This is a genomic window from Microbacterium sp. NPDC077644, from assembly GCF_040702785.1.
GTDB lineage: Bacteria > Actinomycetota > Actinomycetes > Actinomycetales > Microbacteriaceae > Microbacterium.
In genome coordinates this window covers 59,261-86,216 of the sequence record NZ_JBFBME010000001.1, presented here as the reverse complement: position 1 = coordinate 86,216, position 26,956 = coordinate 59,261, and the positions used below count along the sequence as shown (strand labels likewise).

Genomic DNA, 26,956 nt, shown 5'->3' with positions numbered 1-26,956 from the left:
GGAGGCACCGTGTCCACACTCCTGTCGTCCCTCGGACGCTGGTCGTTCCGTCACCCCTGGCGCGTGCTCGTCGCCTGGCTGATCATCCTCGCCGCGGCGGGCGGCGGCGCTGTCGTGCTGCAGCAGGGTACGGACAATTCTTTCTCGATCCCCGGTACCGAGGCGCAGGACGGTCTCGAGCAGCTCTCGCGGTCGTTCCCGCAGGTCAGCGGCACGAACGCGCAGTTCATCGTGGTCGCCGCTGACGGAGACCGGATCACGGATGACGACTACCGCGAGCCGATCGAGGATGCCGTGGACCGGCTGGCAGACCTCGACGGCGTGCTCGCGGCGACCTCCCCCTACGACGACATGGTCGAGGGCATGGTCAACGACGGTGAGAGCGCCGCGATCGTCCAGCTGCAGTTCGACGGCCAGGCCACCGATGTCTCGGACGAGACGAAGGACGAGCTGACCGCGATGGTCGACGACCTGCGCGGCGAGCTGCCGGACGGCACGCAGCTCAAGCTCGGCGGCGACCTGTTCGCGATCTCGATCCCCGGTGTGACGCTCACCGAGGCCGTCGGTCTCGTGATCGCGCTGCTCGTGCTGATCGTGACGTTCCGCTCGTTCGTCGTCGCGGGCCTCCCGCTGCTGACGGCCGTCCTCGGCGTCGGGATCTCGATGGCCGGGATCTTCGCGGCGACGGCCTTCGCGACGGTGTCGTCGACGACGCCGCTGCTCGCACTGATGCTGGGCCTCGCCGTCGGCATCGACTACGCGCTGTTCATCATGGCCCGCCATCAGGATCAGGTGCGCGACGGCGTCGAGCCGGAGGAGTCCGCCGCCCGCGCGGTCGGGACGGCCGGGTCGGCCGTCGTGTTCGCGGGCATCACGGTGCTCATCGCTCTGATCGGGCTCGGGTTCGCCGGCATCCCGTTCCTGACGACCATGGGCATCGCGGCCTCCGTCGCCGTCGCCGTCGCCGTGGCGATCGCCGTAACCCTCACCCCCGCCCTGCTCGGGTTCCTGAAGGGTCGCGTCGTCGGACGCCCGAAGAAGGTGCGCAAGGGCAAGAAGCCCGGCCCCCGCTTCAGCGACCGCTGGGTCACGGGCGTGACGAAGCATCCGATCGTCACCTCCGTCGCTGTGGTGCTCGGGCTCGGCCTCGTCGCCGTGCCGGCGCTCAGCCTCGACCTCGCCCTGCCGAACGCCGGAGTGCTCGCGCCCGACGACGAGGCGCGCCAGAGCTACGATCTCACCGCGGAGGAGTTCGGCCCCGGCTTCAACGGCCCGCTCGTCCTGACCGGCACGATCGTCACCTCGACCGACCCGCTCACCCTCATGGAGGACCTCGGGGATGCCGTGGCCGAGGTCCCCGGCGTGAAGGAGGTGGCGCTGGCCACCCCGAACGAGACCGCCGACACGGGCATCGTGCAGGTGATCCCGGAGACGGCGCCCGACGACCCCGCCACGAGCGACCTCGTCCGCGAACTCCGTTCGCACCACGACGAATGGCTCGACGAGTTCGGCATCGACGTCAAGGTGACCGGGTTCACCGCCGTCGCGATCGACATCTCCGACCAGCTGGGCGCGGCACTGCTGCCCTTCGGCGTCTTCGTGATCGGACTCTCGCTCATCCTGCTGACGATCGTGTTCCGCTCGATCTGGGTGCCGATCACCGCCGCCCTGGGCTACCTGCTGTCGATCGTCGCCGCGTTCGGCATCGTCGGTGCGGTGTTCGAGTGGGGCTGGATGGCCGATCTGCTGCACGTGGCGAAGGTCGGTCCGATCATCAGCTTCATGCCGATCATCCTCATGGGCGTGCTGTTCGGCCTCGCGATGGACTACCAGGTGTTCCTCGTCTCGCGGATGCGCGAGGACTTCGTGCACGACCCCGCCGCTCGATCCGCGAATCGCGCCGAGCGGCGGGCCGCGGCCCTGCGCGCGGTGCGCAGCGGCTTCACCGGATCGGCGAAGGTCGTCACCGCGGCCGGTCTCATCATGTTCGCGGTGTTCGTGGCGTTCGTGCCCGAAGGCGACTCGTCGCTCAAGCCGATCGCTCTAGGGCTCGCCGCCGGCATCGCGATCGACGCCTTCCTCGTGCGGATGACGCTGATCCCCGCGCTCATGGCGATCCTCGGCGAGCGCGCATGGGAGATCCCGCGCTGGCTGGAGCGGATCCTGCCCAGCGTCGACATCGAGGGCGAGGCCGTCGAGCGCGAGCGGCACCTCGCGTCCTGGCCAGGCGACGACTCGATCGTCGCGGCCGACGACCTGGTGCTGAGCGCGGATGCGCCGATCGTCGAGGGCCTCTCGCTGCGCGTCGCGCCGGGAGAGGCGCTCGTCGTCACCGGCACCGACGCCCGCGTGCGCCGCGCGGTAGCGCTGGCCGTCGCGGGGCGCCTGACTCCGGATGCCGGGAAGCTCCGCGTCGCCGGACATCTGCTGCCGGGTCGTGCGGCGTGGGTGCGGCGGCACGTCGGCGCCGTCGTCGTGGACGACCCGGATGCTGCGCTCGGGGACCTCCGCGAGGCGCTCCGTGGCCGCTCGAGCCTCGTCGTCATCGACGGCATCGACCGCTTCACGGGCGGGCAGCGCGACCAGGCGACCGCGATGCTGCAGCGTGCAGCGGCATCCCGTCCGCTCGCCGTCGTTGCGACGGCATCCGACCCCGCCGAGGCCGACGCGATCCTGGCGGAGGCCGCCTGGCCCGCCGCCGACGCCGTCGACCTCTCGGCCGCACGCCGCTCCTCCGCATCCGACTCCAACCGCGAGGTGAACGCATGACCCTCTCCATCGAGCGGGCACGATCCCGCAAGCCCATCACCCTGCTGACGATCCTCGGCGTGCTGCTGCTGCCGGCCGTGATCGGCGGCATCCTCGTGGCGGCGCTGCAGAATCCGACGGAGCGCCTCGACACCATGACGGCGGCGATCGTGAACAACGACGAGCCGGTCACGATCGACGACCAGTACACCCCGCTGGGGCGTCAGCTCGCGGCCGGGCTCGTCGAGGGCTCGGACGACATGGATTCGAACCTCACCTGGGTGATCTCCAACGAGGAGGATGCCGCAGACGGCCTCGCCGACGGCACCTATCAGGCCGTCGTGACGATCCCGGAGGAGTTCTCCGCCGCGGCGACGTCGGCCGGCCAGCGGATCTCGACCGGGAGCGGTTCCGCCGAACAGGCGACGATCCAGGTCACCACCCCCGACGACGGCCTCGTCGCCGACGACCTCATCACCTCGCAGATCGCCACCGTCGCGGCGTCCTCGATGGGGACCATGCTCTCCGAGGCGACGACCGAGAACATCCTCGTCGGGTTCACGACCATCGGCGACCAGATCGGTGAGGCGGCGGACGGCGCGGACGAGCTCGCGAACGGGTCGCGCTCGGCGGCCGACGGCGCGGCGGAGCTCCCCGACGGCGCAGCGCAGCTCGCGGACGGTGCGGCGCAGCTGGGCTCGGGCGCCACGGAGCTCGCGGGCGGACTCGGCACCATCGCATCGGGTACGCGGGATGCCGCGAACGGAGCGACCGCGCTCGGCAGCGGACTGATTTCCGGAGCTGCGGCGCTGGAAGCCCCGGAGAGCGATCTGAATAAGCTGGCCGGCGCGGCCGCGACAGGTGCGGGCTACGCGGAAACAGCCGCGGCTGATTCGATCGCACTCGCTCAGTCGCTCGGTGCGAACGCTCAGTCGCTCGGCACGAACGCCGCTGCCCTCGGCGCCCTCGCCCAGGAATGCTACACATCGACGACCGACACGGCCTTCTGCGATCGACTCGCGGGAACCGCCCAGGCTGTGGGTGCTGACGCGGCCGGCATCGGCTCGAATGCGCAGTCGGCCGGTTCCGTCGCCGAATCAGCCGGTTACGCGAGCGGCTACGCCGGAAGCGTGTCGACCGGAGTGGCTGCATTGCCGAGCGCGCTGGCCGGCCAGCTGCGCACCGCTGGCCAGGGAGCGACCGACCTCGCCAGCGGCCTGAACCAGCTCGCCGACGGCACCGACCAGTCCGCCGCAGGCGCCTCGGCGCTCGGCACCGGCGCGACGCAGCTGAGCGACGGCGCGACAGCACTGGCGGACGGCGCGGGTGAGCTCGCCACGGGACTCGACGACCTCGCCGGCGGCAACGAGGAGCTCGCGAGCGGACTGCACCAGGCCGCCGACCAGCTGCCCTCATTCAGCGACCAGGAATCGACGTCGCTGGCATCCGTCATCGCGGACCCTGTGACCTCGAACGCGCAGGCCAACACGATCTTCGGTCCGACGGCGATCCCCCTGCTCGCGGCTGTGGTGCTGTGGTTCGGCGGACTGGCCTCGTTCATCGTGATGCGGGCGCACACCGCGCGGACCCTGACCTCGCGCCGTTCGTCGGCGTGGCTGACGCTCGGCGGCTTCTGGCCGGCCGCGGCGATCGGCGCAGGACAGGGCGTTCTCGTGGCGCTCATCGTGCAGATCGTGGCCTCGTACGACGCCGCGACCTGGTGGGCGTTCGCCGGCACCGCGGTGCTCGCCGGAATCGCTTTCGCCGCCGTCAACCAGGCGCTCGTCGCCGTGTTCGGCGGGGCGGGTCGCTGGGTCAGCGCGCTCGTCGGGGTCGTCGCGATCGCCACCGGGCTCATCTCCACCGTGCCCGACTGGCTCTCCTCGATCGGGGCCATGCTCCCCACGGCACCGGCGTTCACCGGACTCATCGCCGGGAGCGGCAGCGCTGTCGCCGGGCTCATCGCCTGGGGCGTGCTGTCGCTGATCGCCACCACGGTCGCAGTGGCGCTGCGCCGCACGACATCGGCCAAGGCGGTCCTCGCCACGGCGTAACGTACGCCCGGCCGAGGGCGGCTTCGGCTCGCTCAGCCCGTCTCGTCTCGCTGCGCTCGCGGGGCGCCCCGCGCAGCAGCCCGTCGGCGGGACCGATCGCCCGCGGGTCATTGAGCGAAGGCGCCCAGCGCCGAAGACGAAATGGCTTGAGCGAGCGCAGCGAGTCGAAAGCACCGCGCAGGCGCGTGCGCTCGGCATGCCGCGGCGACGGCGAGGGGTCGCGGATGGTCGCCAAGACCTACGCGAAGCAGCCGAATGCGACCCCCGCGACGCCAGCACACCTGCACAGGCCTTGGAGGGGGCGCAGATGGTCGCCACGGCGCACCCGAGGCAACCGTTCGCGCCCCCTCGTTCGACGCGGCGGACGAGGGGGGTCCCGCCCGATCAGCTCAGGCCGCTGTAGGCGTGCAAGCCCTTGAAAAACACGTTCACGATCGTGAAGTTGAAGATCACGGCGGTGAACCCGACGATCGACAGCCACGCGGACGGGTTTCCGCGCCAGCCGCGGGTCGCGCGGGCGTGGATGTATCCGGCATAGAGCACCCAGATGATGAACGTCCAGGTCTCCTTGACGTCGAAGCCCCAGTAGCGGCCCCAGGCGTCCTGCGCCCAGATGGCGCCGGCGATGAGCGTGAAGGTCCAGAAGATGAAGCCGACGATCGCGAAGCGGAAGGCCATGCCCTCCAGCCGATCGGCGGTCGGCAGCGTGCCGAGGAAGCGCGGGCCGGGCTTCTCGAGCGCCTCCGCCAGCCGGCGTTCGCGGCGGGACTGCATGAGCTGCAGCACCGACAGCGCGCAGGCCAGCGCGAAGAACGCCGTGCCGAGTGAGGCGACGAACACGTGGATGACGAGCCACACGCTCTTGAGCGGATCCATCAACGGCACGACGCCGACGTAGAAGCTGATCGCTGCCGCGCCCATCAGCACGACGACGAGCCCGGTGATGAAGGTGCCGAGGAAGCGCAGGTCGACCCGGGTGTTCACGACCAGGTAGACGAAGACGACCAGCAGCGTGCCGGTCATCGCGAACTCGTAGAGGTTCGCCCACGGCACGCGCTCCGCCGCGATGCCGCGCGTGATCGTCGCCGCCAGCTGGAACAGGAACCCGAGGACCGTCAGCGCCGTTCCGATCCGCGCCATGACGTAGCGCGGCTTCGCGGGTGCATCGGATGCCGGCGCATCGGATGCAGCGGCATCCCCGCCCGTCCCGACCGCCGACGACTCCGCGCCGACGAGCACGGCCTCGCGCTCGCGGACCAGACGAGCGTCCGCATGCACCTCGGAACGGCGTGCGAGGTCGAACGCGTAGGCCACGAAGGCCGCGGCGTAGATCGCGATCGCCGTCCAGATGAACAGGATCGAGAGGGAGTCGAGGTCGGGCATTGTCCCAGTCTACTTTCGGGTGGTTGCGGAGGAAGGGGCGTCCATGAGGCGGGCATGGCCGGTCGCGAGGTCGTCGACGGCGGCGCCGAGCGTCGGATCCTCGCCACGGGCGAGTCCGGCGTACTCGAGGCGCACCTCGCCGCCGGATGCCGTCGCCTTGACCCACATCCGGCGACGGGGCACGAACAGGGCGAGCATGAGTCCGCCGAGCGCGAGCAGCGCGAACACGAGCACCCATACGGCGGACTGGTCGTGGTGCACCTGCAGCGAGGCGAACCGCTTGACGGACTCGGTGTAGTCCGTGGCGCCGACCGGGGACTCGTCCTCGAACGTGATCGTGCCGCGCCCGCCGGGAAGATCCGCCGTCTCGCCCGGCTGCAGCTCGATCGACGGGGTGTCGCTGCCGTCGCCGGCGATCGGGGTGAGCTCATCGGTGTCGAGCACGTACACCGACTTCGGGGAGCCGTCGTCGATGCCGAGGTCCCCCTCGTACACACGGAGGGTGAGCAGCGGGTTGAGCAGATCGCCGTGGGCCGACCCGTAGGCGCCGTTGTCAAGTTTCACCGCGCTCGGGTAGAAGAACGCGGCGATGCCGAGCTGCTCGGGCAGACCGTCGGTGACCTTGATGACGCCGAGGGACGTGAGCGCGTTGTCCTGCGGCAGGAACGGCACGGAGTTGTCGTACACGACCTCGCCGTCCGCGTCGCGCACGGTGATCGTGGGCGCGTATCCGTTGCCGAGCAGGTAGACCTTGTCGCCGGCGATGTCGAGCGGATGGTTCACCCGGACGGCATCCTCGCGCGTCTTTCCGTCCTGCGTGACCGTCACGTTCGCCGAGAAATCGCCCGCCTGGCCGGACGCCGCCGACCCGTACTCCTGGTAGGTCACATCGAACGAGTCGAGCGTCATCGAGTACGGGCTGAGGGCATCGTCGCCGACGAAGCGGCCTCGGTTCATGGACTCGTAGTCCAGGAGTGTGTTGACGAACGTCTGGCCCTCGACGACCACGCGCTGGCCCGTGTAGGCGAAGCTGCCGCCGACGCCCACGGTGATGAGCACCCCGACGAGCGCGAGGTGGAAGACGAGGTTCCCGGTCTCGCGCAGGTAGCCGCGCTCGGCCGAGACGGAGTACGTCGCGGCCTTGTCGTAGCGTTCGACCCTGTACCCGAGCGCCTTGAGCTGCTTCTGGGCCACGTCGATGCTCCGGGATGCCTCGGCGTCGGCATCCGCCCCAGTGACGGGCCGGTCCACCGAGCGGAAGTCCTCGAGCCGCTGCAGCCGGACGGGTGTGCGCGGTGGGCGCGAACGCAGCGCCCCCAGGTGGTGTTTGATGCGCGGGATCACGCAGCCGACGAGCGATATGAACAGCAGCAGGTAGATCGCGGAGAACCACGGCGACAGGTAGACGTCGAACATGTCCAGCGCGTCGAGCACCGGGAACAGGTCGGGGTTGTCGGTCTGCCACTGCGTGACGCCATTGGGGTCGGCCATGCGCTGCGGGAAGATCGAGCCCGGGATCGCCGCGATCGCGAGCACGAGGAGCAGGATGATCGCGGTGCGCATCGAGGTCAGCTGACGCCAGCCCCAGCGCAGCCAGCCGATGACGCCGAGGCGCGGCTGGGTGATCGCGGCCTCGTCGCCGTCGATGTGGTCGGAGGGGCGGAGCGGATCGGAACTCGTCACGGCATCCTTCTGGTTCTTTCGCGATTTCTCAGAGCGGGAGGATGACACTGCCCATCACCGCCGTCAGTCGGGACATGATGTCGGTCCACAGGCCTGTGACCATGAGGATGCCGAGCGCGATGAGCAGCACGCCGCCGGCGATGTTCACGATGCGGATGTGGCGGCGCAGGAATCCGATCGCCTTGGTCGCCCAGCCGAAGCCGAGGGCGACGAGCAGGAACGGGATGCCGAGGCCGAGGCTGTACGCGAGGCCGAGGAATCCGGCGCGCCAGGGGTCGCCGACATTGATCGACAGCGCGACGATCGTCGTGAGGGTCGGTCCTATGCAGGGAGCCCAGCCGATGCCGAGCGCGAAGCCGAGCAGCGGCGCCCCGATGAGGCCGGTCTTCGAGCTGATCTGCATGCGCCATTCGCGCTGCGCGAATCCGAACAGACCGAGGAAGACGAGACCCATCGCGATGATCACGACGCCGAGGATGCGGGTGATGAGGTCGCCCCATTGCAGGAAGAAGACGGATGCCGCGCCGCCGACGACCGTGAACGCGATGAACACGACGCTGAATCCGAGGATGAACAGGAGCACCCCGAGCACGAGTCGGCCGCGGCTCCCGCCGAGCCCTGACGCTTCGACAGGCTCAGCGGTCGAAGGGTCGGCGCCCTTCGGTGCCACCGCTCCCCCGATGAACCCGAGGTACCCCGGCACGAGCGGCAGGACGCACGGCGAGAGGAACGAGACGAGGCCGGCGAGCATCGCGACCGGGATGGCGAGCCAGAGGGCGCCGGAGCCGATCAGCTCAGCCGTGTTCACGCGCTCTCCGCGAGCGCGTCCTTGACGAGCGTCGAGAGGATGCTGGTGCCGTCGATCTGCCCGATGATCCGGGCGGCGACGCGGCCCTGCTTGTCGAGCACGAGAGTGGTGGGTGTGGCCTGGATCGGCGTGGCGCTCGCGAAGGCGAGCTTCGCGGCCCCGCTGTCGACGTCCATGATGCTGGGGTAGGTGACGCCGTACGTCTTCGCGAACGAGCGCGCGGTGTCGGCCTGGTCGTAGATGTTGATGCCGACGAACGAGACGCCCTCGCCCCCGTACTCCTGCCAGACGTCCTCGAGGTCGCCCGCTTCGACACGGCACGGGGCGCAGCCGGCGTACCAGAAGTTCACGACCGTCACGTCGCCGGCGATGTCGGCGCTGTCGAACTCGTCGCCGTTCTCGGTGACGCCGCTGAAGACGACCGGCTCACCGCGATCGGCTACGGGGATCTCCTCCACCGCGCCGTCCGCCGAGATGTAGCCCTTGCCGTCGCCCGACAGGTACTGCTCGGCGACGGGGTCGGTACCGCAGGCGGTCAGCGAGACGGCGACCAGCGCGGCGAGCGCGGCTCCGAGCACGCGACTGGCACGGCGATTCGGCGAAAGAGCGGGCACATTCCCAGTCTACGCAGGGGTTTCTATGGGGGATCTGGAAGGCTCGAGCCCGGTGATCACGTCGCTGACCCCGGCACGGAACCGCGGGCACGCCATGATGTCGTGGGCGCGGCAGCGCAGCGCGTGCTCGGTCATCTCGCGCGAGCGCTGCATCTCGAGCATCCGCTTGTCGATGTCGTCCAGATGCCGTTGCAGCACCTCATGCCGCCCGCGCGCGCTGTCGTCCAGCAGCACGGCGATCTGTTCCAGCGTCATGCCGGCGAGCTTGCTGCGCTGGATGATCGCGATGCGCACGATCTCGTCCTCGCCGTATCGGCGGCGCCCGGCGGCATCCCGCTCCGGGCGGAGGAGCCCCACCGACTCCCAGTGCCGGAGCACGTTCGTGGGCAGATCGAAGCGCTCTGCGACCTCGTCGACGGACCAGGGATGCTCGGGGCTTGACTTCATGTTGACATGAAGTCACACACTGATCGGGAAAGCAAGATCAGGAGGCTCCACCATGTACGACGCGATCATCATCGGCGCAGGTCCCGCAGGGCTGCAGGCCGCGCTCACTCTCGGCCGGATGCACCGCACAGCGCTGCTCCTCGACTCCGGCGAGTACCGCAACGGCACCGTGCAGCACATGCACAACGTGATCGCCGCGGACGGCATGCCCCCAGCGGAATTCCGGGCGACGGCGCGTGCGCAGCTTGCCGAGTACGGCACCGTCGAGACCCGTGACGCCGCAGCCGGTTCCATCGACGGCGCCGTCGACGACTTCACCGTCGAACTGACGGATGGGTCCACAGCGCGCGGACGCCGCATCGTGCTCGCCACCGGCGTCGCGGACGATCTGCCCGCAGTGCCCGGCCTCGAGGACCTGTGGGGTCTGCGCGCGTTCACCTGCCCGTTCTGCGACGGACACGAGTTCACCGGGCGCGACATCGGAATCCTCGGCGCGGCGTCGCGGACCGTGCATCTGATCTCGCTGCTCGCACCCATCGTCCGGAGTATCACCGTGTTCGCGCTCGACGAGCAGCCGACGGATGAGGACCGTGCGGCGCTGGAGGCGACGGGTGCGGTCATCCACCCGAGCCTCGTGCAGTCCGTGGCCGCCGAGACCGACGGTGTGGACGTCACGACAGCCGACGGGCACGTCGCGGTCGCCGGCCTGTTCGTCGCGGCGGGTTCCGTGCGTCAGCGGGCGCCCTTCGCCACAGAGCTCGGACTGCGGATGCTGCCGTCGGGTGCGATCGAGGTCGATGACTTCGGTCAGACCTCTGCATCAGGGATCCTCGCCGCCGGCGATCTCGCGCACCGCGCCTCGCTGCCGGGGCCCGTGGCATCCGTCATCCAGTCCGCCGCAGCCGGCCAGATGGCGGCCGCGCGGATCGTGCAGGAGCTCGCGGTCTCGTGAGCGGCTAGACCGCGCCGAGGTCGATCCCGGCGGCGGCAGGCTCGGCGTAGCCGACCTCGCGCCACACATCGCCGACGCGTTCGAACGATGTGACGCTGGAGAGGGCGCAGCGCCGGGTGCGCGGATCATGACGGAGCCGAAGGCCAGCGACCCGCAGGTGCGCGATCCAGATCGGCGCCTGGTGCGAGACGATCACGGCATCCCCCAGCTCCGTCTCGTTCCAGGCACTGTTCATCGCCTGCTCCATGCGCGCGGCGATCGACGTGTAGGGCTCTCCCCAACTCGGCACCGACGGATTGCGCAGGTGCCACCAGTTGCGGGGGTCCCGCAGCGACCTGCGCATGTTCGTGCCCTCGAACACATTGGTGGGCTCGATGACCCGTTCGTCGAGGGCGGGGACGAGACCGAAGATCTCGCTGAAAGGCTCGGTCGATTCCTGCGTGCGCTGCAACGGCGAGCTGCGCAGCGTGGTCACCGGCCGGTCGAGGCCCTGGACGTACTCGGCGGCAGCTCGAGCCATACGCCGGCCGTCTTCGCTCAGTCGATAGTGCGGCAGGCGTCCGTAGAGGACGCGTCGGGGGTTGTGGACCTCGCCGTGGCGGACGAGATGCAGTCGCTCGGCAGGCATTCAGACCTTCCGGTAGGTGGCCGACCCGAAGCCGATGATCAGATGGCCGATGAAAGGGAGCATCCACAGCAGGAAGAACGAGAACAGCCCGCCCTTGCCGAAGTTCGCACCCTCCTTCACCGCGACGACGATCGCGAAGACGATGTTGACGATCGGAATGAGATAGAGCAGCGCGAACCAGGCAGACATCCCCGCGACCTTCACGAGGAAGATCCAGTTGACGATCGGGATCAGCGCGAGGATTCCGGCGTACCCGGCCTTGACGAAGACCCGCCACATGGTGAGGGCGTACAGGACGTACAGCGCCAGGCTCAGCCACATCGAGTTCGTCGAGGCGATCTGGTCGCTGATCAGATTCCAGTCCACGGCGTGCTCCCTGTTCGCGGAGCCGCCCGACGCGGCCCGCTGCGGCCGAGTCTATCCAGCACCGCCGGCGCCCCGCGGATCCCCGCCCGCGCCCACGTAGAATGGCGGAGTTCCCTTTTCTGAACTGGAGGAATCTCCGTGCTTCGCACTCACACGACCGGCTCGCTGCGAGCCGACCACATCGGTCAGACCGTCACCCTCACGGGTTGGGTCGATCGTCGTCGTGATCACGGAGGAGTCGCCTTCATCGATCTTCGCGACGCCTCGGGCATCGCCCAGGTCGTCATCCGCGATGAAGAGGTGGCCCACCCGCTGCGCAGCGAGTTCGTGCTGAAGGTCACAGGCTCCGTCTCGCGCCGCCCCGAGGGCAACGCGAACCCGAACCTGCCCACCGGCGACATCGAGGTCATCGCGACCGATGTCGAGGTGCTCAACGAGTCCGCTCCCCTGCCGTTCCAGGTCTCCACGGGCCTGGGCGACAGCGAGACCGTCGGCGAGGACGTGCGGTTCAAGCACCGCTATCTCGACCTGCGCCGCCCGTCCGCGGCATCCGCTCTGCGCCTGCGCTCGAAGGTCTACAAGGCCGTGCGCGACGAGCTCGACAAGCGCGAGTTCGTCGAGGTCGAGACGCCGACCCTCACCCGCTCCACGCCGGAGGGCGCCCGCGACTTCGTCGTGCCCGCGCGCCTGCACCCCGGCAGCTGGTACGCGCTGCCGCAGAGCCCGCAACTGTTCAAGCAGCTGCTCATGGTCGGCGGCGTCGAGAAGTACTACCAGATGGCCCGCTGCTACCGCGATGAGGACTTCCGCGCCGACCGCCAGCCGGAGTTCACGCAGCTCGACATCGAGATGAGCTTCGTCGACCAGGAGGACGTCATCGAGATGATGGAGTCCCTCGTCGTCGCGATGTGGAAGACGATCGACGTCGACGTGCAGACGCCGCTGCCGCGGATCACGTACGCCGACGCGATGGCCAAGTACGGCTCCGATAAGCCCGACCTGCGCTTCGGCCTCGAGCTCGTCGAGGCGACGGACTACTTCTCCGAGACGACGTTCCGCGTGTTCCAGGCCGAGTACGTCGGCTCGGTGCGGATGCCCGGTGGTGCTTCGCAGCCGCGCAAGCAGCTGGACGCCTGGCAGGACTGGGCCAAGCAGCGCGGCGCCCGCGGGCTCGCCTACGTCCTCTTCAACGAGGACGGCACGCTCGGCGGCCCTGTGGCCAAGAACCTGTCCGAGAAGGAGCAGGCGGGGCTCGCAGAGCTCACCGGCGCCGAGCCGGGCGACTGCGTGTTCTTCGCCGCCGGCTCCGCCAAGGACTCGCGTGCGCTGCTCGGAGCTGCGCGCGTCGAGATCGGCCGCCGCCAGGGCCTCCAGGGCCCCGACACGTTCGCGTTCACGTGGGTCGTCGATGCTCCGATGTTCGAGCCGGCCGCGGATGCCGTGGCATCCGGTGACGTCGCCGTGGGCGCCGGCGCCTGGACCGCCGTGCACCACGCCTTCACCGGCCCCAAACCGGAGTTCGAGGACACGTTCGACACCGACCCCGGCTCAGCGCTGGCCTACGCGTACGACATCGTCTGCAACGGCACCGAGCTCGGCGGCGGCTCGATCCGCATCCACCGCGAGGACGTGCAGAAGCGCGTGTTCGAGGTCATGGGCATCTCGGACGAGGTCGCCGACGAGCAGTTCGGCTTCCTGCTGGACGCCTTCAAGTTCGGCGCCCCGCCGCACGGCGGCATCGCGCTGGGAATGGACCGCGTGCTGCAGCACCTCACCAAGACCGAATCGATCCGCGAGGTCATCGCGTTCCCGAAGACAGGCAACGGTTTCGACCCGCTGACCAGCGCGCCCGCGCCGATCACGGACGCCCAGCGCGCCGAGGCCGGCGTCGACTTCGTCGCGGAGGATGCCGAGGCCTGATCGCCAGGCCCCCGCACAGACCTCTCCGCAGCGACGAGACCTCTCCGTATTCACGTGATTACGGAGAGGTCTCGTCGGTCACGAGAGGTCTCATCCGGGCGGGAGGCATCCGGACGGGAGGCATGCGGATGCGAGGTGTCCAGGCGAGAATCAGCGCGCGAGCAGCGCGAGCCCGGGCACGATGTTCTCGTTCCACACGTCCACGCCGAGCTTGCCGATCAGCGCGACGACGACGACGAGGAACACGACTCTGATGAACGTCGAGCCGCGCGCGATCGCCATGCGCGATCCCAGGTAGCTGCCCGCGACGTTCGCCACCGCGAGGATGCCGCCGAGCAGCCACAGCACCGAGCCGTGCGGGATGAACAGCAGCAGTGCCCCGGCGTTCGTGGCGAGGTTGACGATCTTCGCCTTGGCGCTGGCCTGCAGGAAGTCGTACCCCATGAGTGCGACGAGCGCGATGACGAGGAACGTTCCGGTGCCCGGCCCGATCATGCCGTCGTAGAACCCGATCACCAGGCCCGCGGCCCCCGCCATGATGTGATGCTTGTGACCGGCGAACCGCAGCTTGGTCGCTGCGCCCATCTCGGGCTTGAACACCGTGAAGATCGCCACGGCCAGGAGCGCCACCACGATGATCGGCTTGAACGCCGCGGGCGGCAGCACCGTCGCCACCGCCGCTCCGCCGAAGGACCCGGCCAGAGCGATTCCCGCCATCGGGAGCGCCGTGCGGATGTCGGGCTTCGCCCGCCGGTAATACGTGATGCTGCTGGTCGCAGTGCCGAACACCGAGGCGAGCTTGTTCGTCGCGAGCGCCTGCACGGGCGCGATGCCCGGGATCAGCAGCAGCGCGGGCAGTTGCAGCAGGCCCCCGCCTCCGACGACGGCGTCGATCCATCCGGCGGCGAACGCCGCGATGACGACGAAGATCAGCATCCCCCAGGTGAGCTGTTCGAGCCCGAGCAGCCCACCGATGTCCATCCCTCCAGTATCCTCTTCGCTCGGCGAGCCGATGACAGACTGGAACCATGCTCGACGCCCTGCCCCTGCCGTATCCATTCGAGTCCAGGGCGGGTTCGGCGCTCCTGCGTCGGGCGACACGGTACGACGCGGACGCCCTGATCGCGCTGCTCTCGGACGACCCGATCAGCGCGGCCCGCGGAGACGTGGCATCCGACGGCGACCGCGCCGCGTACACCTCGGCCCTCGACGACATCCTCGCCGAGCCCTCGAACGAGCTGCTCGTCGTCGAGCTCGACGGCGCGGTCGTCGGCACCCTGCAGCTCACGTCCATCCCCGGCATGGCCCGGCGCGGTGCGCGCCGGCTGCTCGTCGAGGCTGTGCGGGTGCGCAGCGATCTGCGCTCGTCCGGGATCGGATCCGCCGTCATGCGCTGGGTGTCGGATGCCGCGGCATCCGCGCTCGGGGCGGCGCTCGTGCAGCTCACCTCGGATGCCGCGCGCACCGAGGCGCACCGGTTCTACGAGCGCCTCGGCTACGTCGGCTCGCACGTCGGCTTCAAGTACAACGTCCCGCGCTGACCGCGAGAATTGCCCTGCGCGGCGGGGATGCTGTTGCCTGCGTCATTCTCGCCGTGCAGAGCAATTCTCGCGTGGGTGAGGCCTCGGCGTTCCCACCCGCGTCACCTCTCGTTCACCGTCGCCGGATGATCCGGTAACTCTCGCGCCGTAGCGTCCTGACGCAACCCGAATTCCGGCGCGCCCGCGCCGGACCTCCGAGAGGAACCTCATGGCAACCATCTCCCGCCGCGCGCGTCTCGTCGCCGGCATCGCCCTGGCCACGACCGCGGCCCTCGCGCTGACCTCGTGCGCAGCCGACAGCAGTGCAGGAAACGGTACGGACGGCGGCGACGCCGTCGACGCGGCATCCGCCACCTCGATCGCCGACTTCGGCACCTTCGAGGACCTCGAGGCCGCAGCGAAGGCCGAAGGCGCGCTGAACGTCATCGCCCTCCCCCGCGACTGGGCCAACTACGGCGAGATCCTCGACCTGTTCGCCGAGCGCTACCCCGAGATCACGATCAACGAGGCCTCCCCCGACGTCTCCAGCGCCGAGGAGATCACGGCCGCCGAGACGAACCAGGGTCTGGACACCGCTCCCGACGTGTTCGACCTCGGCCTCGCGGTCGCGCTCGAGAACACCGACATGTTCGCCCCGTACACGGTCGAGAACTTCGACGAGATCCCCGACGCGCTCAAGGAGCCCACCGGACTGTTCGTGGGCGACTACGGCGGCTACATGTCGATCGGCTACGACTCCTCGAAGTTCGACGAGCCCACCTCGCTCGACGACCTGAAGGGCTCCGACTTCAAGGGCGCCGTGGCGATCAACGGCGACCCGACGCAGGCAGGGTCCGCCTTCGCCGCCGTCGGCCTCGCAGCCGTGCAGTCCGGGGGCGACCTCGACGACTTCACCCCCGGCATCGAGTACTTCGGCGAACTGCAGAAGGCCGGCAACTTCCTCAAGGTCGACGTCACCCCGGCCACCATCACCAGCGGCGAGACGCCCGTCGTCTTCGACTGGGACTACCTGAACGCCGCCGCGGGCGCTGACAACCCCGACTGGAAGGTCACCGTCCTCGACGGCACGGGCTACGCGTCGTACTACAACCAGGCCATCAACAAGGATGCTCCGCACCCGGCCGCCGCGCGTCTGTGGCAGGAGTTCCTGTACAGCGACGAGGTGCAGAACCTCTGGCTCAAGGGCGGCGCGCGACCGGCTCGCATGGAGGCCATGACCGAGGCCGGCACGATCGATGCCGACCTCGCCGCGGCCCTTCCCGAGGTCCCCGCCGAGACGGTCGTTCCGACCGAGGAGCAGTCCACGGCAGCCGGCACCCTGCTCGGCGAGAAGTGGGCCGCGGCCGTCCAGTGACAGCGACTATCGCGGGGGTGGATGCCGCGGCATCCGCCCCCACCACCGCCGGGCCGTCGCAGACGGCCCGGCGGTCCGGCTCGTCCTGGGCGTGGCTGGGACTCGTCCCGTTCAGCGCCTACGTGCTGCTGTTCCTGGCCGTGCCGACCGTGCTCGCGGTCGGTTCCGGATTCTTCGACGGAGACGGCTCGTTCACCTGGACGAACGTGGCGGCGCTCGGCGACCCCGTCGTGCTGAACACGTTCGCGAACTCCGCCTGGGTGTCGCTGCTCACGGCCGTCGTCGGCGCCGTCGTCGGCGCACTGATCTGCTACGCCATGCTCGGCATGAATCCGCAGGGCGCGGTCCGCCAGACCGTGGATGCCGCCGCGGGCGTGCTCGCGCAGTTCGGCGGCGTCATGCTCGCGTTCGCGTTCATCGCGACGATCGGAGCCCAGGGCGTCGTCACGGTGCTGCTGCGCGACTCGTTCGGGTTCGACATCTTCGAGAACGGGATGTGGCTCTACGAGGTCCCCGGCCTGATCCTCCCGTACATCTACTTCCAGGTTCCGCTCATGGTCATCACGTTCATGCCGGCGCTCGCGGCGTTGAAGCCGCAGTGGTCCGAGGCGAACCTGACGCTGGGCGGCACACGCCTGGGCTTCTGGACGCGCATCGGCATCCCCGTGCTGGCCCCGTCGTTCCTCGCGAGCCTCCTGCTGCTGTTCGCCAACGCCTTCTCGTCGTACGCGACCGCGGCAGCTCTCGCCAGCCAGGGTTCGCAGATCGTCCCCCTGCAGATCCGTGCGGCGCTCACCAGCGAGACCGTGCTCGGCAGGGAGAACTTGGCCGGAGCCCTGGCGCTCGGCATGATCATCATCGTGGGGGTCGTGATGACGCTGTACTCGCTGATCCAGCGGCGGGCTGCGAGGTGGCAGTCATGAACCGGCTGGCCCCGGCCCGTGCGACGCGCTGGATCATCGGCATCCTCGTCGGCGCGTTCTTCGCGATCCCGCTGATCTCGACGTTTCTGTACACCTTGCGCACCGCGGACGGCGGGCTGTCGTTCGAGCGCTGGGCGGCGCTCCTCGATCCCGCGGCATCCGCGGCGATCAAGCCGATCTGGACGGGCCTGGGCAATTCGCTGATCCTCGCGGTCGTCACGGTCGCGATCGTCCTGTTGCTGCTCGCACCGACAATGATCCTTGTCGCCCTGCGGTTCCCTCGGCTGCGGCCGATCTTCGACTTCACCGCGCTTCTGCCGATCTCCATCCCCGCGATCGTGCTCGTCGTCGGGCTCACGCCGCTCTATCTGCAGATCGGGCGCACGCTCGGCACCGGAACGTGGACCCTCGCCTTCGCGTACGGGGTCACCGTTCTCCCGTTCGCGTACCGCTCGATCCAGGCATCCATCGACGCCGCCGACCTGCGCACGCTGTCGGAGGCCGCGCGGTCGCTCGGCGCCAGCTGGCCCGTCGTGGTGTGGAAGGTTCTCGCCCCGAACCTGCGCCAGGGTCTGCTCTCGGCATCCCTCATCTCGATCGCGGTCGTGCTCGGCGAGTTCACGATCGCGTCGCTTCTGAACCGTCAGGTGTTCCAGACCGCCATGGTCGTCGTCGGCAAGCAGGATGCCTACGCCCCCGCGATCTTCACCCTGCTGGCGCTGCTGTTCTGCTTCCTGCTGCTGCTCATCATCGGCCGCGCCGCCCGCGGCAACCGAAAGGCCACCTCATGACCATGCCGCTCCCCGCCACGAAGGACGATCAGCTGCTCGTCGAGGCCAGCGAGGGAACGCGCGTGCAGTTCCAGGCCATCGAGAAGAGCTACGGTTCGAACCGCGTACTGCACGGCGTCGACCTCGACATCGCGCCCGGCGAGTTCGTTTCGCTGCTCGGGCCGTCCGGATGCGGCAAGACCACGGCCCTGCGCGTTCTCGCAGGGCTCGAGAGCGCCGACGGCGGCGCGGTGCTGCTCGGCGGCCAGGACGTCTCGCGCGTACCGACCAACAAGCGCGACATCGGCATGGTGTTCCAGGCGTACTCGCTGTTTCCGCACCTGAGCGTCGTGGACAACACCGCGTTCGGACTGCGCCGACGCGGCGTGGGCAAGACGGCCGCCGGCAAGAAGGCGCTGGATGCGCTCGCGCTCGTCGGTCTCGAGGGCTTCGCCGATCGCTTCCCGCACCAGCTCTCCGGTGGGCAGCAGCAGCGCGTGGCGCTCGCCCGTGCTCTGGTCACCGAGCCGCGGGTGCTGCTGCTCGACGAACCGCTCTCGGCGCTGGACGCGAAAGTCCGCGTGCAGTTGCGCGACGAGATCCGCCGCATCCAACTGCGCCTGGGCATCACGACCGTGTTCGTCACGCACGACCAGGAGGAGGCGCTGGCCGTCTCCGACCGCATCGCGGTGATGAACGCCGGGCGCATCGACCAGATCGACACCCCGGAGGAGCTGTACCTGCGCCCGGCGACCGCGCACGTCGCGGCCTTCGTCGGGCTCTCCAGCGTCGTCTCGGGGGTCGCGTCCGGCGACTCCGTGACGGTGTGGGGGCACACGCTGCCGACGAACACGGCTGCGGACGGCGAGGTCGACGTGCACCTGCGCCCCGAGAACCTGCGGTTCACCGGCGAGGCGGATGCCGCGACCGGAGGCGTCGTCGAGGAGAGCACGTTCCTCGGCAGCATCCGCCGCACGCTCGTCAAGACGGATGCCGGCGACCTCGTGCGCGTGCAGCACGATGCGCACCAGCATCCGGCCTTCGGCGACCGCGTCTGGCTCGCCGTCGAGCCGGTGCCCGTCGCCGTCCGCCCACGGAGCTGACTCCGAGACCTATCGCCGGCACGCACCGCGGCGATAGCGTGTGACCAACGAGCGAAAGGCGACACCATGGCAGGCAAGTTCGAGCTGTACCAGGACAAGGGCGGCGACTACCGCTTCCGCCTGAAGGCGGGCAACGGCGAGGTCATCGCCACCGGGCAGGGCTATGCGTCGAAGTCCGGCGCACTGAACGGCATCGACTCCGTGCGCCGCAATGCCGCGGACGCCGAGGTCGTCGAAGTCGAGGGCTGAGTCCGAGGCACCCACCGTGAAACAGGCCTTGCCGCGCGAAACAGGTCGCGGCAAGGCCTGTTTCGCGTGATAGGACCTGTTTCGCGGGCAAGCAGCGCGCGCAGCTCAGAGCACGCGCGAGAGGAAGTCCTGCGTGCGCGGATGCTGCGGGTTCGCGAGCACCTGGCGCGGATCGCCCTCTTCGACGATGTGTCCGCCGTCCATGAAGATCAGGCGACTGCCGACCTCGCGCGCGAAGCCCATCTCGTGCGTGACGACGAGCATCGTCATCCCCTCGTCCGCCAGCGACCGCATGACCTGCAGCACCTCGCCGACGAGCTCGGGGTCGAGCGCCGACGTCGGCTCGTCGAACAGCATCATGTCAGGGTTCATGCACAGCGCCCGCGCGATCGCGACGCGCTGCTGCTGGCCGCCGGACAGGTGCCCGGGGTACGCGGATGCCTTGTCGCTGAGCCCGACTCGGCCGAGCATCTCGTGCGCGACCTTATCGGACTCCGCCTTCGAGCGCTTCTTCACCCGCCGCTGCGCGAGCGTGAGATTCTCGAGCACACTCAGGTGCGGGAACAGGTTGAAACTCTGGAACACCATGCCGATGCGGGTGCGCACCCGGTCGATGTCGACGTCCTCGTCGGTGATGTCGATGCCCTCGATGAGGATGCTGCCGCCCGTGGGCTCCTCGAGCCTGTTCACCGAGCGCAGCAGCGTCGACTTGCCCGATCCCGACGGCCCGATCACGCAGACGACCTCGCCGGCGGTGACCGTGAGATCGATGCCCTTGAGCACCTCGTTGTCGCCGAAGCTCTTCACCAGCCCGCGGACCTCGATGGCCGGGGCGTGGACGTCGATCAGGTCGGTGCTCATCGCTGCCTCGCCATTCGTCGCTCGAGCCACGCGCTGAAGCGCGTGAGGGGGATCGTCACGATCAGGTACAGCAGCGCAGCCATGATCAGCGGCGTGCCGTTGCCGTTCTGCGTCGTCGCGTCGCGGGCGAACGTGGTCAGCTCCTTCGACCAGATGAAGCTTCCGGCGATGAACAGCAGCGAGGTGTCCTTCAGCAGCAGGACGAACTCGTTCGTCAGCGGCGGGATGATGATGCGGAAGCCCTGCGGGATCACGATCCAGAACGTCGTCTTCATCGGGGACATGCCCAGCGACCGGGCCGCCTCGGTCTGCCCCTTCGGCACGGCCTGCAGGCCCGCCCGGATCGTCTCCGCCATGTAGGCCGAGGCGACGAGGATGAGGCCGACGAGCCCGAGCACCACCGGGCCGCCGAGATCCTGATTGCGGACGCCGATGGCGATCGGCAGGATGTACGCGATCGCGAAGATCGTCAGCAGCGCCGGCAGACCGCGGAACAGCTCGATCCACACCGTCGCGATCCACCGGAACGGTGCGATCACCGACAGCTTCATCAACGCCAGCACGACACCGAGCAGCAAGCCGCCGACGAACGCCACCGCCGTGAACCACAGGGTGTTCACCAGGCCCGTGGTGATGATGCCCGGGAGCATCTTCAACGCGACCTCGGGGTTGAAGAACAGCGGGCCGAGGCGCGCCCAGTCGGCCGTCACGACACCCCACACGAGGAGCGCGATGAGTATCGCGTACACCGTGTAGCGGTACAGCTTCTGCTTCTGAGTGCGCCTCAACGCCATTGCCAAGGTCCTCCCGGCCTACCGTCCTCCGCGAACTCAGTTGGCGGAGAAGTAGGAGTCGTAGATCGTGTCGTAGTCGCCGCTGTCGCGGAGCTCCTGCAGAGCGCCGTTGACGGCGTCGAGCAGAGCCGTCTTCTCACCCTTGGCGAAGGCGAAGCCGTAGGACTCGCCCGTGTCGTACTCCTCGACGATCGTGTAGTTCGGGTCGGCCTTCTCGTGCTCGATGTTGACCGGCTGGTCCTGCAGGATCGCGTCGATGGTGCCGGCCTGGATCGCCGGCCACAGCTCGCCGTCGGACGGGAGCTGCAGCAGCTCCGCTCCGGGCGCGTTCTCCGTCGCGTACGCCTCACCGGTGGTGCCCTGCTGCACGCCGACGATCTTGCCGTCGAGGTCGTCGATGGACTTGATGTCCGAGTCGGCGGGGACCAGCAGCGACTGCAGCGAATCGTAGTACGGGTCGGAGAAGTCGAGGTTCGCCTTGCGCTCCTCGGTGATCGTCATGGCGGACGCGCCGAGGTCGCAGGTGCCGGAGGCGAGGGTGGTGCCCGACTGCAGCGCGTCGAAGCCCACGTCCTGCACGGCGAGCTTCAGGTCGAGCTTCTTCGAGATCGCGTCGAGCAGGTCGATGTCGAAACCGGTGTAGCCGGTGCCGTTGTCGCCGCCTTCGAACTCGAAGGGTGCGTAGGGGATGTCGGAGCAGATCGTCAGCGTGCCTGCTTCGACCAGACCGTAGTCGTCTCCGGTGGATGCCGGGGCGTCCTCGCCGCCGGCATCGTTGCCGCTGCTGGCGCAGCCGGCGAGGGTGAGCGCGGCGGTCGCCGCGAAGGCGAGGCCGAGGACGAGGTGACGGCGACGGGTCATGACCGCTCCTGACTGACGGGGCCGTGAGGCCCGCGGACGGGTATGCAGATCATCCTGACACGGAGCGGCCGCGAATCCCCACCTTTGTGAGTTACGTTTCCGTTTCGCAACCCGGCAGATCGTTCAGATCTCGAAGTCGACGGCGACTCGGGATGCCACGACGGAGCGGGCGTAGGCCACGACCTCCTCATGGGCCGGATGCACCTGGTACTGCTCGAGGTCGTCGACGGAGTCGAAGTCGGCGACGAGCGTGACGTCCCAGTTCGACTCGGGGTAGATCGTGTTCGCGCCGGCCGAGATCGCGCGCAGCTGCGGCACGACGCCGTCCAGGGCGTTGAGCCTGCGGGCGACCTCTGCGGCCTGCGAACCGCGCTCGGCGGCATCCTCGCTCGCGAGCTTCCATGTGACGACGTGGCGGATCATGCCTTCTCCAGTTCCTGACGCAATTTGTCGGCGGACACCCGCCAGTACGCGTGCACCTGATCGTCGATCAGCACGACGGGGATCTTCTCCCACCACAGCTCGTAGAGGGCGGAGTCGTCCTCGATCGAGCGCTCGACGATCTCGATGTCGTCTCCGATGTCATCGGGCAGGTCGGCGACGACCTGTTCGACGATACCGAGCGCCGTCGGGCAGAGGTGGCAGCCCTGGCGGCCGATGACCGTGATCGTGGTCACGCCGAGGGCTTCTCGACCGGCTTGCCGGAGGCGATCCACTCCCCTGTGCCGCCCTCGACGTTGGTCGCGTCGTAGCCGCGCTCCTCCAGCGCCTGAACGACACGGGCCGATCGTCCGCCTGCCTGGCAGATCACGTCGAACGCCTCGGCGGGGAGCTCATCGAGCCGGTTGCCGATCTCGGACATGGGGATGTTGACGGCGCCGGGGACATGGCCGGCGGCGAATTCGTCGCGCTCGCGCACATCGATGAGCGGAGTGTTCTCGCGGGCATCGAGATCGGCGATGGTGATGGACTTCATAGCTCCTCGATCGACGGGGACGGCGCTGGCCGCCCGGAATCGCGCGCACAGACACGAAGCGCCCGTCCGAAGACAGGCGCTCGGTGCTCTGGCCGCTTACTTCTTGTTGCGGCGCTGGTGGCGAGTCTTGCGAAGCAGCTTGCGGTGCTTCTTCTTCGCCATGCGCTTGCGGCGCTTCTTGATGACTGAACCCACGGAAACCTCACTACGTCAGGGGCTGGGCGTCACTGGAATCGGACACCCGGGTACGGGCACGGAAAAATGCCTCGGATCAGTTTAGCAAACGCGCGGCTGCGCGATGCACACCGAGCGCACGCCCGGCTCCGACGGCGTCAGCCGACGTCGGAGATCGGGCGCTGGAGCGCCTCGGTCACCGCGGTCTCAGGAACGCGGTAGCTGCGGCCGAAGCGGATCGCCGGCAGATCGCCGGAGTGCACGAGCCGGTAGACGGTCATCTTCGACACGCGCATGATCTCCGCCACCTCGGCGACGGTGAGGAACCGGACCTCTGGAACATCGGGCATCCCACGTACCCCTTTCTGGTGATGCCCAACTCTATGGGGAAGACGGGGCCCGTGTAAACCTGCGGGACGAATGTGATCAGTGTGACTGCTGTGCAACTACTGTCTGCGCGCTATGCGCTCGGTCGCCTCCTTGACGGCCTGACGCTCGAGCTTGCGGGCATCGCGCAGCGCCTTCTCAGCGGCGCGGACCGCCTTGCGCGCATCGCGCACCTTCTTGTCGTCGGCGAGCTCCGCGGACTCCTCCTCCGGCCAGGGCTCGGATGCCGTGCGCTCGGCACCGCCGTCGAGCCCGGCGATATAGCTCTCGATCCCGTCGAAGATCCTCTCGATGCCGAAGCGGAACGGATCGTCCTCGGACAGGAACACGCCCGCCTCGATCGCGGCTCGCAGTGCGGGGAACTCCTCGGCCGTGATCACACGGTCGAAGAGCTCGGCCTCCCTGGCGGTGATCTCGTCGGGACCGAGTCCGCTCGATCGCGACTGCTCGGCATAGCCGGCGACGACGATGCCGTACCAGCGCGCGGCTCCGGTCACGGACAGGGCGACGGCCAGGCGCTCGACCGGGTTCAGCGGTGTCGGCTCGAGCGCTGCCAGTGCCGCATCCAGCCACGCGGAGCTGCTCGGCGTGATCGGCGACCCGGTGATCGGGATCGCCAGCAGCCACGGGTGCGCCAGGTACAGATGCGCCTGCGCCTCGAACAGCGCACGCAGCTGCGCCCGCCATCCGTCCTGTTCGCGATGCTCCTCCGGCGGAAGGCCGGTCGCCTCCTCCTGCATGAGCAGCAGGAGATCGTCCTTCGCGCTGACGTAGCGATACAGCGACATCGGCGTGAAGCCGAGTTTGGATGCCACAGCAGCCATCGACACGGCGCCGAGACCCTCGGCGTCCGCGAGCTCGACGGCGGCCTCGACGATCTTCTCGACGCTCATCTCGCGCTTGGGTCCGCGTTGCGGATTCGCCGCGACGCCCCACGCCAGCGCGATGCCCCTGGGGAGCTCCGGAGGTTCCACATCGGTCATGTCGACCATCCTAATTCTGTTTAGTGCGTAAACAGTGTGTTACTCTCATACACAGTTGTTTCAGGCATACACAGTTTCACCCGTACACAGAACCGGATCAGGAAGGAACGCCATGACCGCACCAGCCATCGACGTCCGGGGGCTCCGCAAGGCCTTCGGCTCGCACACCGTCATCGACGGACTCGATCTCACCGTCTCCCGCGGCGAGGTCTTCGCCCTGCTCGGCCCGAACGGCGCGGGCAAGACCACGACGATCAACATCCTCACGACGCTGACCGCGCCGGATGCCGGCTCCGCCTCCGTCGGCGGATTCGACGTGGCATCCGCCCCTGTCGAGGTGCGCCGCCGGATCAGCCTGACCGGGCAGTCGGCGGCAGTCGACGACGCCCTGAGCGCCGTCGAGAACGTCGTGATGTTCGCACGCCTGGCCGGCCTCTCCGGCCGCGCCAGCCGCCGCAGGGCCGATGATCTGCTCGCAAGCTTCGGGCTGACCGATGCGGCGGGCCGCCGTGTCGCGACCTTCTCCGGCGGCATGCGGCGCCGGCTCGATCTCGCCCTGAGCTTCGTCGTCACCCCCGAGGTCCTCTTCCTCGACGAGCCGACCACAGGGCTCGACACCCGCAGCCGCCGCGACCTGTGGGACATCATCCGCTCGCTCGCCTCGGCGGGCACCACCGTGTTCCTCACCACGCAGTACCTCGAAGAGGCCGATCAGCTCGCCGACCGCATCGCCGTCCTCCACGACGGGCGCGTCGCGGCCCTCGGCACGGCCGCGGAGCTCAAGGCCCGGATCGGCGGCGACACCGTCGAACTCCACGACGCACAGGGCGTGCTGCTGCAGGAGATCGCCACCGACGGATCGGTCGCCGGTCTGCGGCGCGCACTCGACGACCTCGACCAGCAGGGCGCCGAGGGCATCGTGACCCTCCGCCGTCCCACACTCGACGACGTCTTCCTCGCCGTCACCACCGGCACCGTCGGGGCCCGCACCGCAGCACCGTTGAAGGAGATCGCATGACCACCGCACCCGCCGCCGTCGCGGCATCCGCCCCCGCCCCCCGCCCGCGCCTTCGCGGGCTCACCGCCGAATCGGTGTTCGTCGGCCGGAGCCTGCGTCACTCGCTCCGCGACGGCGAATCGCTGCTCATGGCGATCATGCTCCCGGTCATGCTCATGCTCATGTTCACGTGGGTGTTCGGCGGGGCGATCGACCCGTCGGGCGCCTACGTCGACTACGTGGTGCCCGGCATCATCCTCACCTGCGCCGGCTTCGGCGCCTCGTCCACCGCGGTGTACGTCGCGAACGACATGCGCACGGGCATCATCGACCGGTTCCGCACCATGCCCGTGCGGTCGGGAGCCGTGCTCACCGGGCACGTCGTCGCCAGCCTGCTGCGCAACCTCGTCGCGACCGCCATCGTCATCGGCGTCGGCGTGCTCGTCGGGTTCCGACCCACGGCGACGCTCGGGGAATGGGTACTCACGGCCCTGTTCATCGGCCTGTACATTCTCGCGATCACCTACCTGTTCGCGGCGATCGGTCTGGCCGCAGGCTCGCCCGAGGGCGCGAACGGCTACGGGTTCGTGCTGCTGTTCCTGCCGTACCTGTCGAGCGCGTTCGTCCCCGTGCCGAGCATGCCGTCGTGGCTGCAGCCCGTCGCGGAGTTCCAGCCGATCACGCCGATCGTCGAGACGATCCGCGCACTGCTGATGGGCACGGATGCCGGCGCTCAGCCCTTCTGGGCCGTCGTGTGGTGCATCGGCATCCTCGTCGCCGCCGCCGTATGGGGCGCGTGGCTGTTCCGGCGCAAGGCCGGGAAGCGCTGAGGGAGCTCAGGCGCCGAGACGCTTGAGCGCCGACGCGACGACGTGCTTCGCGGATGCCGCGGCGCGGCCGACGACCTCGGCCGCGTGCGCGGCGCCGTCGGGCAACGGCATCGTGGAGAAGTCGATGTCGGGGGCGGCGTCGCCGAACGCGTCTACCAGGAACGGGACGAGCCAGTCGTCCACGGCCTCGAGCGGCTCGACCTCGATGCTGTAGAAGCGACGCTGTCCGTCCTCACGGACGCTGACCAGTTCGGCATCGCGCAGCACCTTGAGGTGCTTCGAGACGGTGGGCTGACTGATGCCCAGGTCGCTGACGATCTGCGAGACGCTGGTACCGGCATCCCCTTGCGTCGACCGCCGCAGCAGAAGCTGGAGGATGTCGCGCCTCGTTCCGTCTGCGATCACGTCGAAGATGTCCGTCATGAAGTTCAGGTTAGTCGCCCCGCGTCCGGAGTACCATGACGAAGGCTCGGCGCGACCTTCGCGCCGGGCGACCGGATGAAGCGGGGAGGCGTGCGTGTCGAGCATCGGCTGGTCGACGTCGTCCCGT

At 69.0% G+C, this 26,956-nt stretch carries 30 protein-coding genes; 12 read left to right on the top strand and 18 right to left on the bottom strand.

The annotated features are described in order from the left end of the window. Positions 1–9 precede the first annotated feature (9 nt). The gene (locus AB0269_RS00450) at positions 10–2,769 is read left to right on the top strand and encodes an efflux RND transporter permease subunit (protein WP_366209230.1); all 2,760 of its coding nucleotides are present in this window, start codon (positions 10–12) and stop codon (positions 2,767–2,769) included. Beyond that, positions 2,766–4,802 carry a YhgE/Pip family protein gene (locus AB0269_RS00445; protein WP_366209229.1) on the top strand — a complete coding sequence of 679 codons (2,037 nt, stop codon included), beginning with the start codon at positions 2,766–2,768 and terminating at the stop codon, positions 4,800–4,802. The genes AB0269_RS00450 and AB0269_RS00445 overlap by 4 nt, the downstream gene beginning before the upstream one ends. A 384-nt stretch (positions 4,803–5,186) precedes the next feature. Here AB0269_RS00445 and ccsB read toward each other — a convergent pair whose 3' ends face one another. The 5 genes from ccsB to AB0269_RS00420 are packed head-to-tail and all read right to left on the bottom strand — an operon-like array spanning position 5,187 to position 9,737. Next, positions 5,187–6,185, bottom strand: a complete 999-nt coding sequence (ccsB, locus tag AB0269_RS00440) for a c-type cytochrome biogenesis protein CcsB (protein WP_366209228.1) — start codon at positions 6,183–6,185, stop codon at positions 5,187–5,189. A gap of 9 nt (positions 6,186–6,194) precedes the next feature. After that, positions 6,195–7,868: a cytochrome c biogenesis protein ResB gene (locus tag AB0269_RS00435; RefSeq protein WP_366209227.1), complete on the bottom strand. Its 1,674-nt coding sequence runs from the start codon at positions 7,866–7,868 to the stop codon at positions 6,195–6,197. Between the two features lie 28 nt (positions 7,869–7,896). Further along, positions 7,897–8,676 carry a cytochrome c biogenesis protein CcdA gene (locus AB0269_RS00430; RefSeq protein WP_366209226.1) on the bottom strand — a complete coding sequence of 260 codons (780 nt, stop codon included), beginning with the start codon at positions 8,674–8,676 and terminating at the stop codon, positions 7,897–7,899. Continuing rightward, the gene (locus AB0269_RS00425; RefSeq protein WP_366209225.1) at positions 8,673–9,290 is read right to left on the bottom strand and encodes a TlpA disulfide reductase family protein; all 618 of its coding nucleotides are present in this window, start codon (positions 9,288–9,290) and stop codon (positions 8,673–8,675) included. The genes AB0269_RS00430 and AB0269_RS00425 overlap by 4 nt, the downstream gene beginning before the upstream one ends. Positions 9,291–9,299: 9 nt before the next feature. Beyond that, positions 9,300–9,737 (bottom strand): MerR family transcriptional regulator, encoded by a 438-nt coding sequence (locus tag AB0269_RS00420; protein WP_366209224.1) that lies wholly within the window; start codon positions 9,735–9,737, stop codon positions 9,300–9,302. Between the two features lie 52 nt (positions 9,738–9,789). Between AB0269_RS00420 and AB0269_RS00415 the strand changes: the two genes are divergently transcribed. Further along, a complete protein-coding gene (locus AB0269_RS00415) occupies positions 9,790–10,689 on the top strand; it encodes an NAD(P)/FAD-dependent oxidoreductase (protein WP_366209223.1) in 900 nt (299 codons plus the stop codon). Positions 10,690–10,693: 4 nt separating this feature from the next. Here the strand turns inward: AB0269_RS00415 and AB0269_RS00410 are convergent, their stop codons facing one another. Further along, complete coding sequence (locus AB0269_RS00410) at positions 10,694–11,317, bottom strand: histidine phosphatase family protein (protein ID WP_366209222.1); 624 nt, start codon at positions 11,315–11,317, stop codon at positions 10,694–10,696. Continuing rightward, positions 11,318–11,683: a DUF5684 domain-containing protein gene (locus AB0269_RS00405; RefSeq protein ID WP_366209221.1), complete on the bottom strand. Its 366-nt coding sequence runs from the start codon at positions 11,681–11,683 to the stop codon at positions 11,318–11,320. Positions 11,684–11,821: 138 nt separating this feature from the next. Between AB0269_RS00405 and aspS the strand changes: the two genes are divergently transcribed. Then, positions 11,822–13,603, top strand: coding sequence for an aspartate--tRNA ligase (aspS, locus tag AB0269_RS00400; RefSeq protein ID WP_366209220.1), 1,782 nt, complete (start codon positions 11,822–11,824; stop codon positions 13,601–13,603). A gap of 150 nt (positions 13,604–13,753) precedes the next feature. On the opposite strand, the gene AB0269_RS00395 is transcribed toward aspS, so the two are convergent. Then, the gene (locus AB0269_RS00395; protein WP_366209219.1) at positions 13,754–14,584 is read right to left on the bottom strand and encodes a TSUP family transporter; all 831 of its coding nucleotides are present in this window, start codon (positions 14,582–14,584) and stop codon (positions 13,754–13,756) included. A gap of 47 nt (positions 14,585–14,631) precedes the next feature. On the opposite strand from AB0269_RS00395, the gene AB0269_RS00390 reads away from it, so the two are divergent. The 6 genes from AB0269_RS00390 (at position 14,632) to AB0269_RS00365 (ending at position 19,543) form a co-directional block, all read left to right on the top strand. Continuing rightward, positions 14,632–15,144 carry a GNAT family N-acetyltransferase gene (locus tag AB0269_RS00390; protein WP_366209218.1) on the top strand — a complete coding sequence of 171 codons (513 nt, stop codon included), beginning with the start codon at positions 14,632–14,634 and terminating at the stop codon, positions 15,142–15,144. Between the two features lie 208 nt (positions 15,145–15,352). Beyond that, positions 15,353–16,498, top strand: a complete 1,146-nt coding sequence (locus AB0269_RS00385; protein WP_366209217.1) for an ABC transporter substrate-binding protein — start codon at positions 15,353–15,355, stop codon at positions 16,496–16,498. Continuing rightward, the gene (locus tag AB0269_RS00380; RefSeq protein ID WP_366209216.1) at positions 16,477–17,421 is read left to right on the top strand and encodes an ABC transporter permease; all 945 of its coding nucleotides are present in this window, start codon (positions 16,477–16,479) and stop codon (positions 17,419–17,421) included. Before AB0269_RS00385 ends, AB0269_RS00380 begins: the two co-directional genes overlap by 22 nt. Beyond that, on the top strand, positions 17,418–18,212 hold the full coding sequence (locus tag AB0269_RS00375) for an ABC transporter permease subunit (protein ID WP_366209215.1): 795 nt from the start codon (positions 17,418–17,420) through the stop codon (positions 18,210–18,212). The genes AB0269_RS00380 and AB0269_RS00375 overlap by 4 nt, the downstream gene beginning before the upstream one ends. Continuing rightward, positions 18,209–19,294, top strand: a complete 1,086-nt coding sequence (locus tag AB0269_RS00370) for an ABC transporter ATP-binding protein (protein ID WP_366209214.1) — start codon at positions 18,209–18,211, stop codon at positions 19,292–19,294. Before AB0269_RS00375 ends, AB0269_RS00370 begins: the two co-directional genes overlap by 4 nt. Positions 19,295–19,360: 66 nt before the next feature. Then, positions 19,361–19,543, top strand: a complete 183-nt coding sequence (locus AB0269_RS00365; protein WP_366209213.1) for a YegP family protein — start codon at positions 19,361–19,363, stop codon at positions 19,541–19,543. Positions 19,544–19,648: 105 nt separating this feature from the next. On the opposite strand, the gene AB0269_RS00360 is transcribed toward AB0269_RS00365, so the two are convergent. From AB0269_RS00360 to AB0269_RS00320, 9 genes are all read right to left on the bottom strand, one after another. Next, positions 19,649–20,404, bottom strand: coding sequence for an amino acid ABC transporter ATP-binding protein (locus tag AB0269_RS00360; RefSeq protein ID WP_366209212.1), 756 nt, complete (start codon positions 20,402–20,404; stop codon positions 19,649–19,651). Next, positions 20,401–21,198, bottom strand: coding sequence for an amino acid ABC transporter permease (locus AB0269_RS00355; protein ID WP_366209211.1), 798 nt, complete (start codon positions 21,196–21,198; stop codon positions 20,401–20,403). Before AB0269_RS00355 ends, AB0269_RS00360 begins: the two co-directional genes overlap by 4 nt. A gap of 36 nt (positions 21,199–21,234) precedes the next feature. Continuing rightward, positions 21,235–22,059, bottom strand: a complete 825-nt coding sequence (locus tag AB0269_RS00350) for a transporter substrate-binding domain-containing protein (RefSeq protein ID WP_366209210.1) — start codon at positions 22,057–22,059, stop codon at positions 21,235–21,237. A gap of 123 nt (positions 22,060–22,182) precedes the next feature. Further along, positions 22,183–22,482, bottom strand: coding sequence for a Dabb family protein (locus AB0269_RS00345; protein ID WP_366209209.1), 300 nt, complete (start codon positions 22,480–22,482; stop codon positions 22,183–22,185). Next, positions 22,479–22,736, bottom strand: a complete 258-nt coding sequence (locus AB0269_RS00340; RefSeq protein ID WP_366209208.1) for a glutaredoxin family protein — start codon at positions 22,734–22,736, stop codon at positions 22,479–22,481. The genes AB0269_RS00345 and AB0269_RS00340 overlap by 4 nt, the downstream gene beginning before the upstream one ends. Next, positions 22,733–23,035 carry a rhodanese-like domain-containing protein gene (locus AB0269_RS00335; protein WP_366209207.1) on the bottom strand — a complete coding sequence of 101 codons (303 nt, stop codon included), beginning with the start codon at positions 23,033–23,035 and terminating at the stop codon, positions 22,733–22,735. Before AB0269_RS00335 ends, AB0269_RS00340 begins: the two co-directional genes overlap by 4 nt. A 96-nt stretch (positions 23,036–23,131) precedes the next feature. After that, positions 23,132–23,230, bottom strand: coding sequence for an AURKAIP1/COX24 domain-containing protein (locus AB0269_RS00330; protein ID WP_003792170.1), 99 nt, complete (start codon positions 23,228–23,230; stop codon positions 23,132–23,134). A 137-nt stretch (positions 23,231–23,367) separates the two neighbouring features. Further along, positions 23,368–23,559, bottom strand: coding sequence for a helix-turn-helix domain-containing protein (locus tag AB0269_RS00325; RefSeq protein ID WP_175988400.1), 192 nt, complete (start codon positions 23,557–23,559; stop codon positions 23,368–23,370). A gap of 96 nt (positions 23,560–23,655) precedes the next feature. Beyond that, complete coding sequence (locus AB0269_RS00320) at positions 23,656–24,579, bottom strand: TetR/AcrR family transcriptional regulator (RefSeq protein WP_366209206.1); 924 nt, start codon at positions 24,577–24,579, stop codon at positions 23,656–23,658. Positions 24,580–24,691: 112 nt separating this feature from the next. Here AB0269_RS00320 and AB0269_RS00315 point away from each other — a divergent pair, with 112 nt between their 5' ends. Together AB0269_RS00315 and AB0269_RS00310 are read left to right on the top strand one after the other, a co-directional pair. Continuing rightward, the gene (locus tag AB0269_RS00315; RefSeq protein WP_366209205.1) at positions 24,692–25,597 is read left to right on the top strand and encodes an ATP-binding cassette domain-containing protein; all 906 of its coding nucleotides are present in this window, start codon (positions 24,692–24,694) and stop codon (positions 25,595–25,597) included. Continuing rightward, the gene (locus tag AB0269_RS00310) at positions 25,594–26,406 is read left to right on the top strand and encodes an ABC transporter permease (RefSeq protein WP_366209204.1); all 813 of its coding nucleotides are present in this window, start codon (positions 25,594–25,596) and stop codon (positions 26,404–26,406) included. The genes AB0269_RS00315 and AB0269_RS00310 overlap by 4 nt, the downstream gene beginning before the upstream one ends. A 6-nt stretch (positions 26,407–26,412) precedes the next feature. Here the strand turns inward: AB0269_RS00310 and AB0269_RS00305 are convergent, their stop codons facing one another. Further along, positions 26,413–26,829 (bottom strand): metalloregulator ArsR/SmtB family transcription factor, encoded by a 417-nt coding sequence (locus tag AB0269_RS00305; protein WP_366209203.1) that lies wholly within the window; start codon positions 26,827–26,829, stop codon positions 26,413–26,415. Positions 26,830–26,956: the final 127 nt, after the last annotated feature.

Bases quoted from the DNA above. Each gene is read 5' to 3' on its own strand.
- AB0269_RS00445 (WP_366209229.1), top strand. From the start codon at position 2,766: ATGACCCTCTCCATCGAGCGGGCACGATCCCGCAAGCCCATCACCCTG.
- ccsB (WP_366209228.1), bottom strand. From the start codon at position 6,185: ATGCCCGACCTCGACTCCCTCTCGATCCTGTTCATCTGGACGGCGATC.
- AB0269_RS00420 (WP_366209224.1), bottom strand. From the start codon at position 9,737: ATGAAGTCAAGCCCCGAGCATCCCTGGTCCGTCGACGAGGTCGCAGAG.
- AB0269_RS00415 (WP_366209223.1), top strand. From the start codon at position 9,790: ATGTACGACGCGATCATCATCGGCGCAGGTCCCGCAGGGCTGCAGGCC.
- AB0269_RS00410 (WP_366209222.1), bottom strand. From the start codon at position 11,317: ATGCCTGCCGAGCGACTGCATCTCGTCCGCCACGGCGAGGTCCACAAC.
- AB0269_RS00395 (WP_366209219.1), bottom strand. From the start codon at position 14,584: ATGGACATCGGTGGGCTGCTCGGGCTCGAACAGCTCACCTGGGGGATG.
- AB0269_RS00390 (WP_366209218.1), top strand. From the start codon at position 14,632: ATGCTCGACGCCCTGCCCCTGCCGTATCCATTCGAGTCCAGGGCGGGT.
- AB0269_RS00385 (WP_366209217.1), top strand. From the start codon at position 15,353: ATGGCAACCATCTCCCGCCGCGCGCGTCTCGTCGCCGGCATCGCCCTG.
- AB0269_RS00375 (WP_366209215.1), top strand. From the start codon at position 17,418: ATGAACCGGCTGGCCCCGGCCCGTGCGACGCGCTGGATCATCGGCATC.
- AB0269_RS00370 (WP_366209214.1), top strand. From the start codon at position 18,209: ATGACCATGCCGCTCCCCGCCACGAAGGACGATCAGCTGCTCGTCGAG.
- AB0269_RS00365 (WP_366209213.1), top strand. From the start codon at position 19,361: ATGGCAGGCAAGTTCGAGCTGTACCAGGACAAGGGCGGCGACTACCGC.
- AB0269_RS00360 (WP_366209212.1), bottom strand. From the start codon at position 20,404: ATGAGCACCGACCTGATCGACGTCCACGCCCCGGCCATCGAGGTCCGC.
- AB0269_RS00355 (WP_366209211.1), bottom strand. From the start codon at position 21,198: ATGGCGTTGAGGCGCACTCAGAAGCAGAAGCTGTACCGCTACACGGTG.
- AB0269_RS00350 (WP_366209210.1), bottom strand. From the start codon at position 22,059: ATGACCCGTCGCCGTCACCTCGTCCTCGGCCTCGCCTTCGCGGCGACC.
- AB0269_RS00345 (WP_366209209.1), bottom strand. From the start codon at position 22,482: ATGATCCGCCACGTCGTCACATGGAAGCTCGCGAGCGAGGATGCCGCC.
- AB0269_RS00335 (WP_366209207.1), bottom strand. From the start codon at position 23,035: ATGAAGTCCATCACCATCGCCGATCTCGATGCCCGCGAGAACACTCCG.
- AB0269_RS00325 (WP_175988400.1), bottom strand. From the start codon at position 23,559: ATGCCCGATGTTCCAGAGGTCCGGTTCCTCACCGTCGCCGAGGTGGCG.
- AB0269_RS00320 (WP_366209206.1), bottom strand. From the start codon at position 24,579: ATGACCGATGTGGAACCTCCGGAGCTCCCCAGGGGCATCGCGCTGGCG.
- AB0269_RS00315 (WP_366209205.1), top strand. From the start codon at position 24,692: ATGACCGCACCAGCCATCGACGTCCGGGGGCTCCGCAAGGCCTTCGGC.
- AB0269_RS00310 (WP_366209204.1), top strand. From the start codon at position 25,594: ATGACCACCGCACCCGCCGCCGTCGCGGCATCCGCCCCCGCCCCCCGC.
- AB0269_RS00305 (WP_366209203.1), bottom strand. From the start codon at position 26,829: ATGACGGACATCTTCGACGTGATCGCAGACGGAACGAGGCGCGACATC.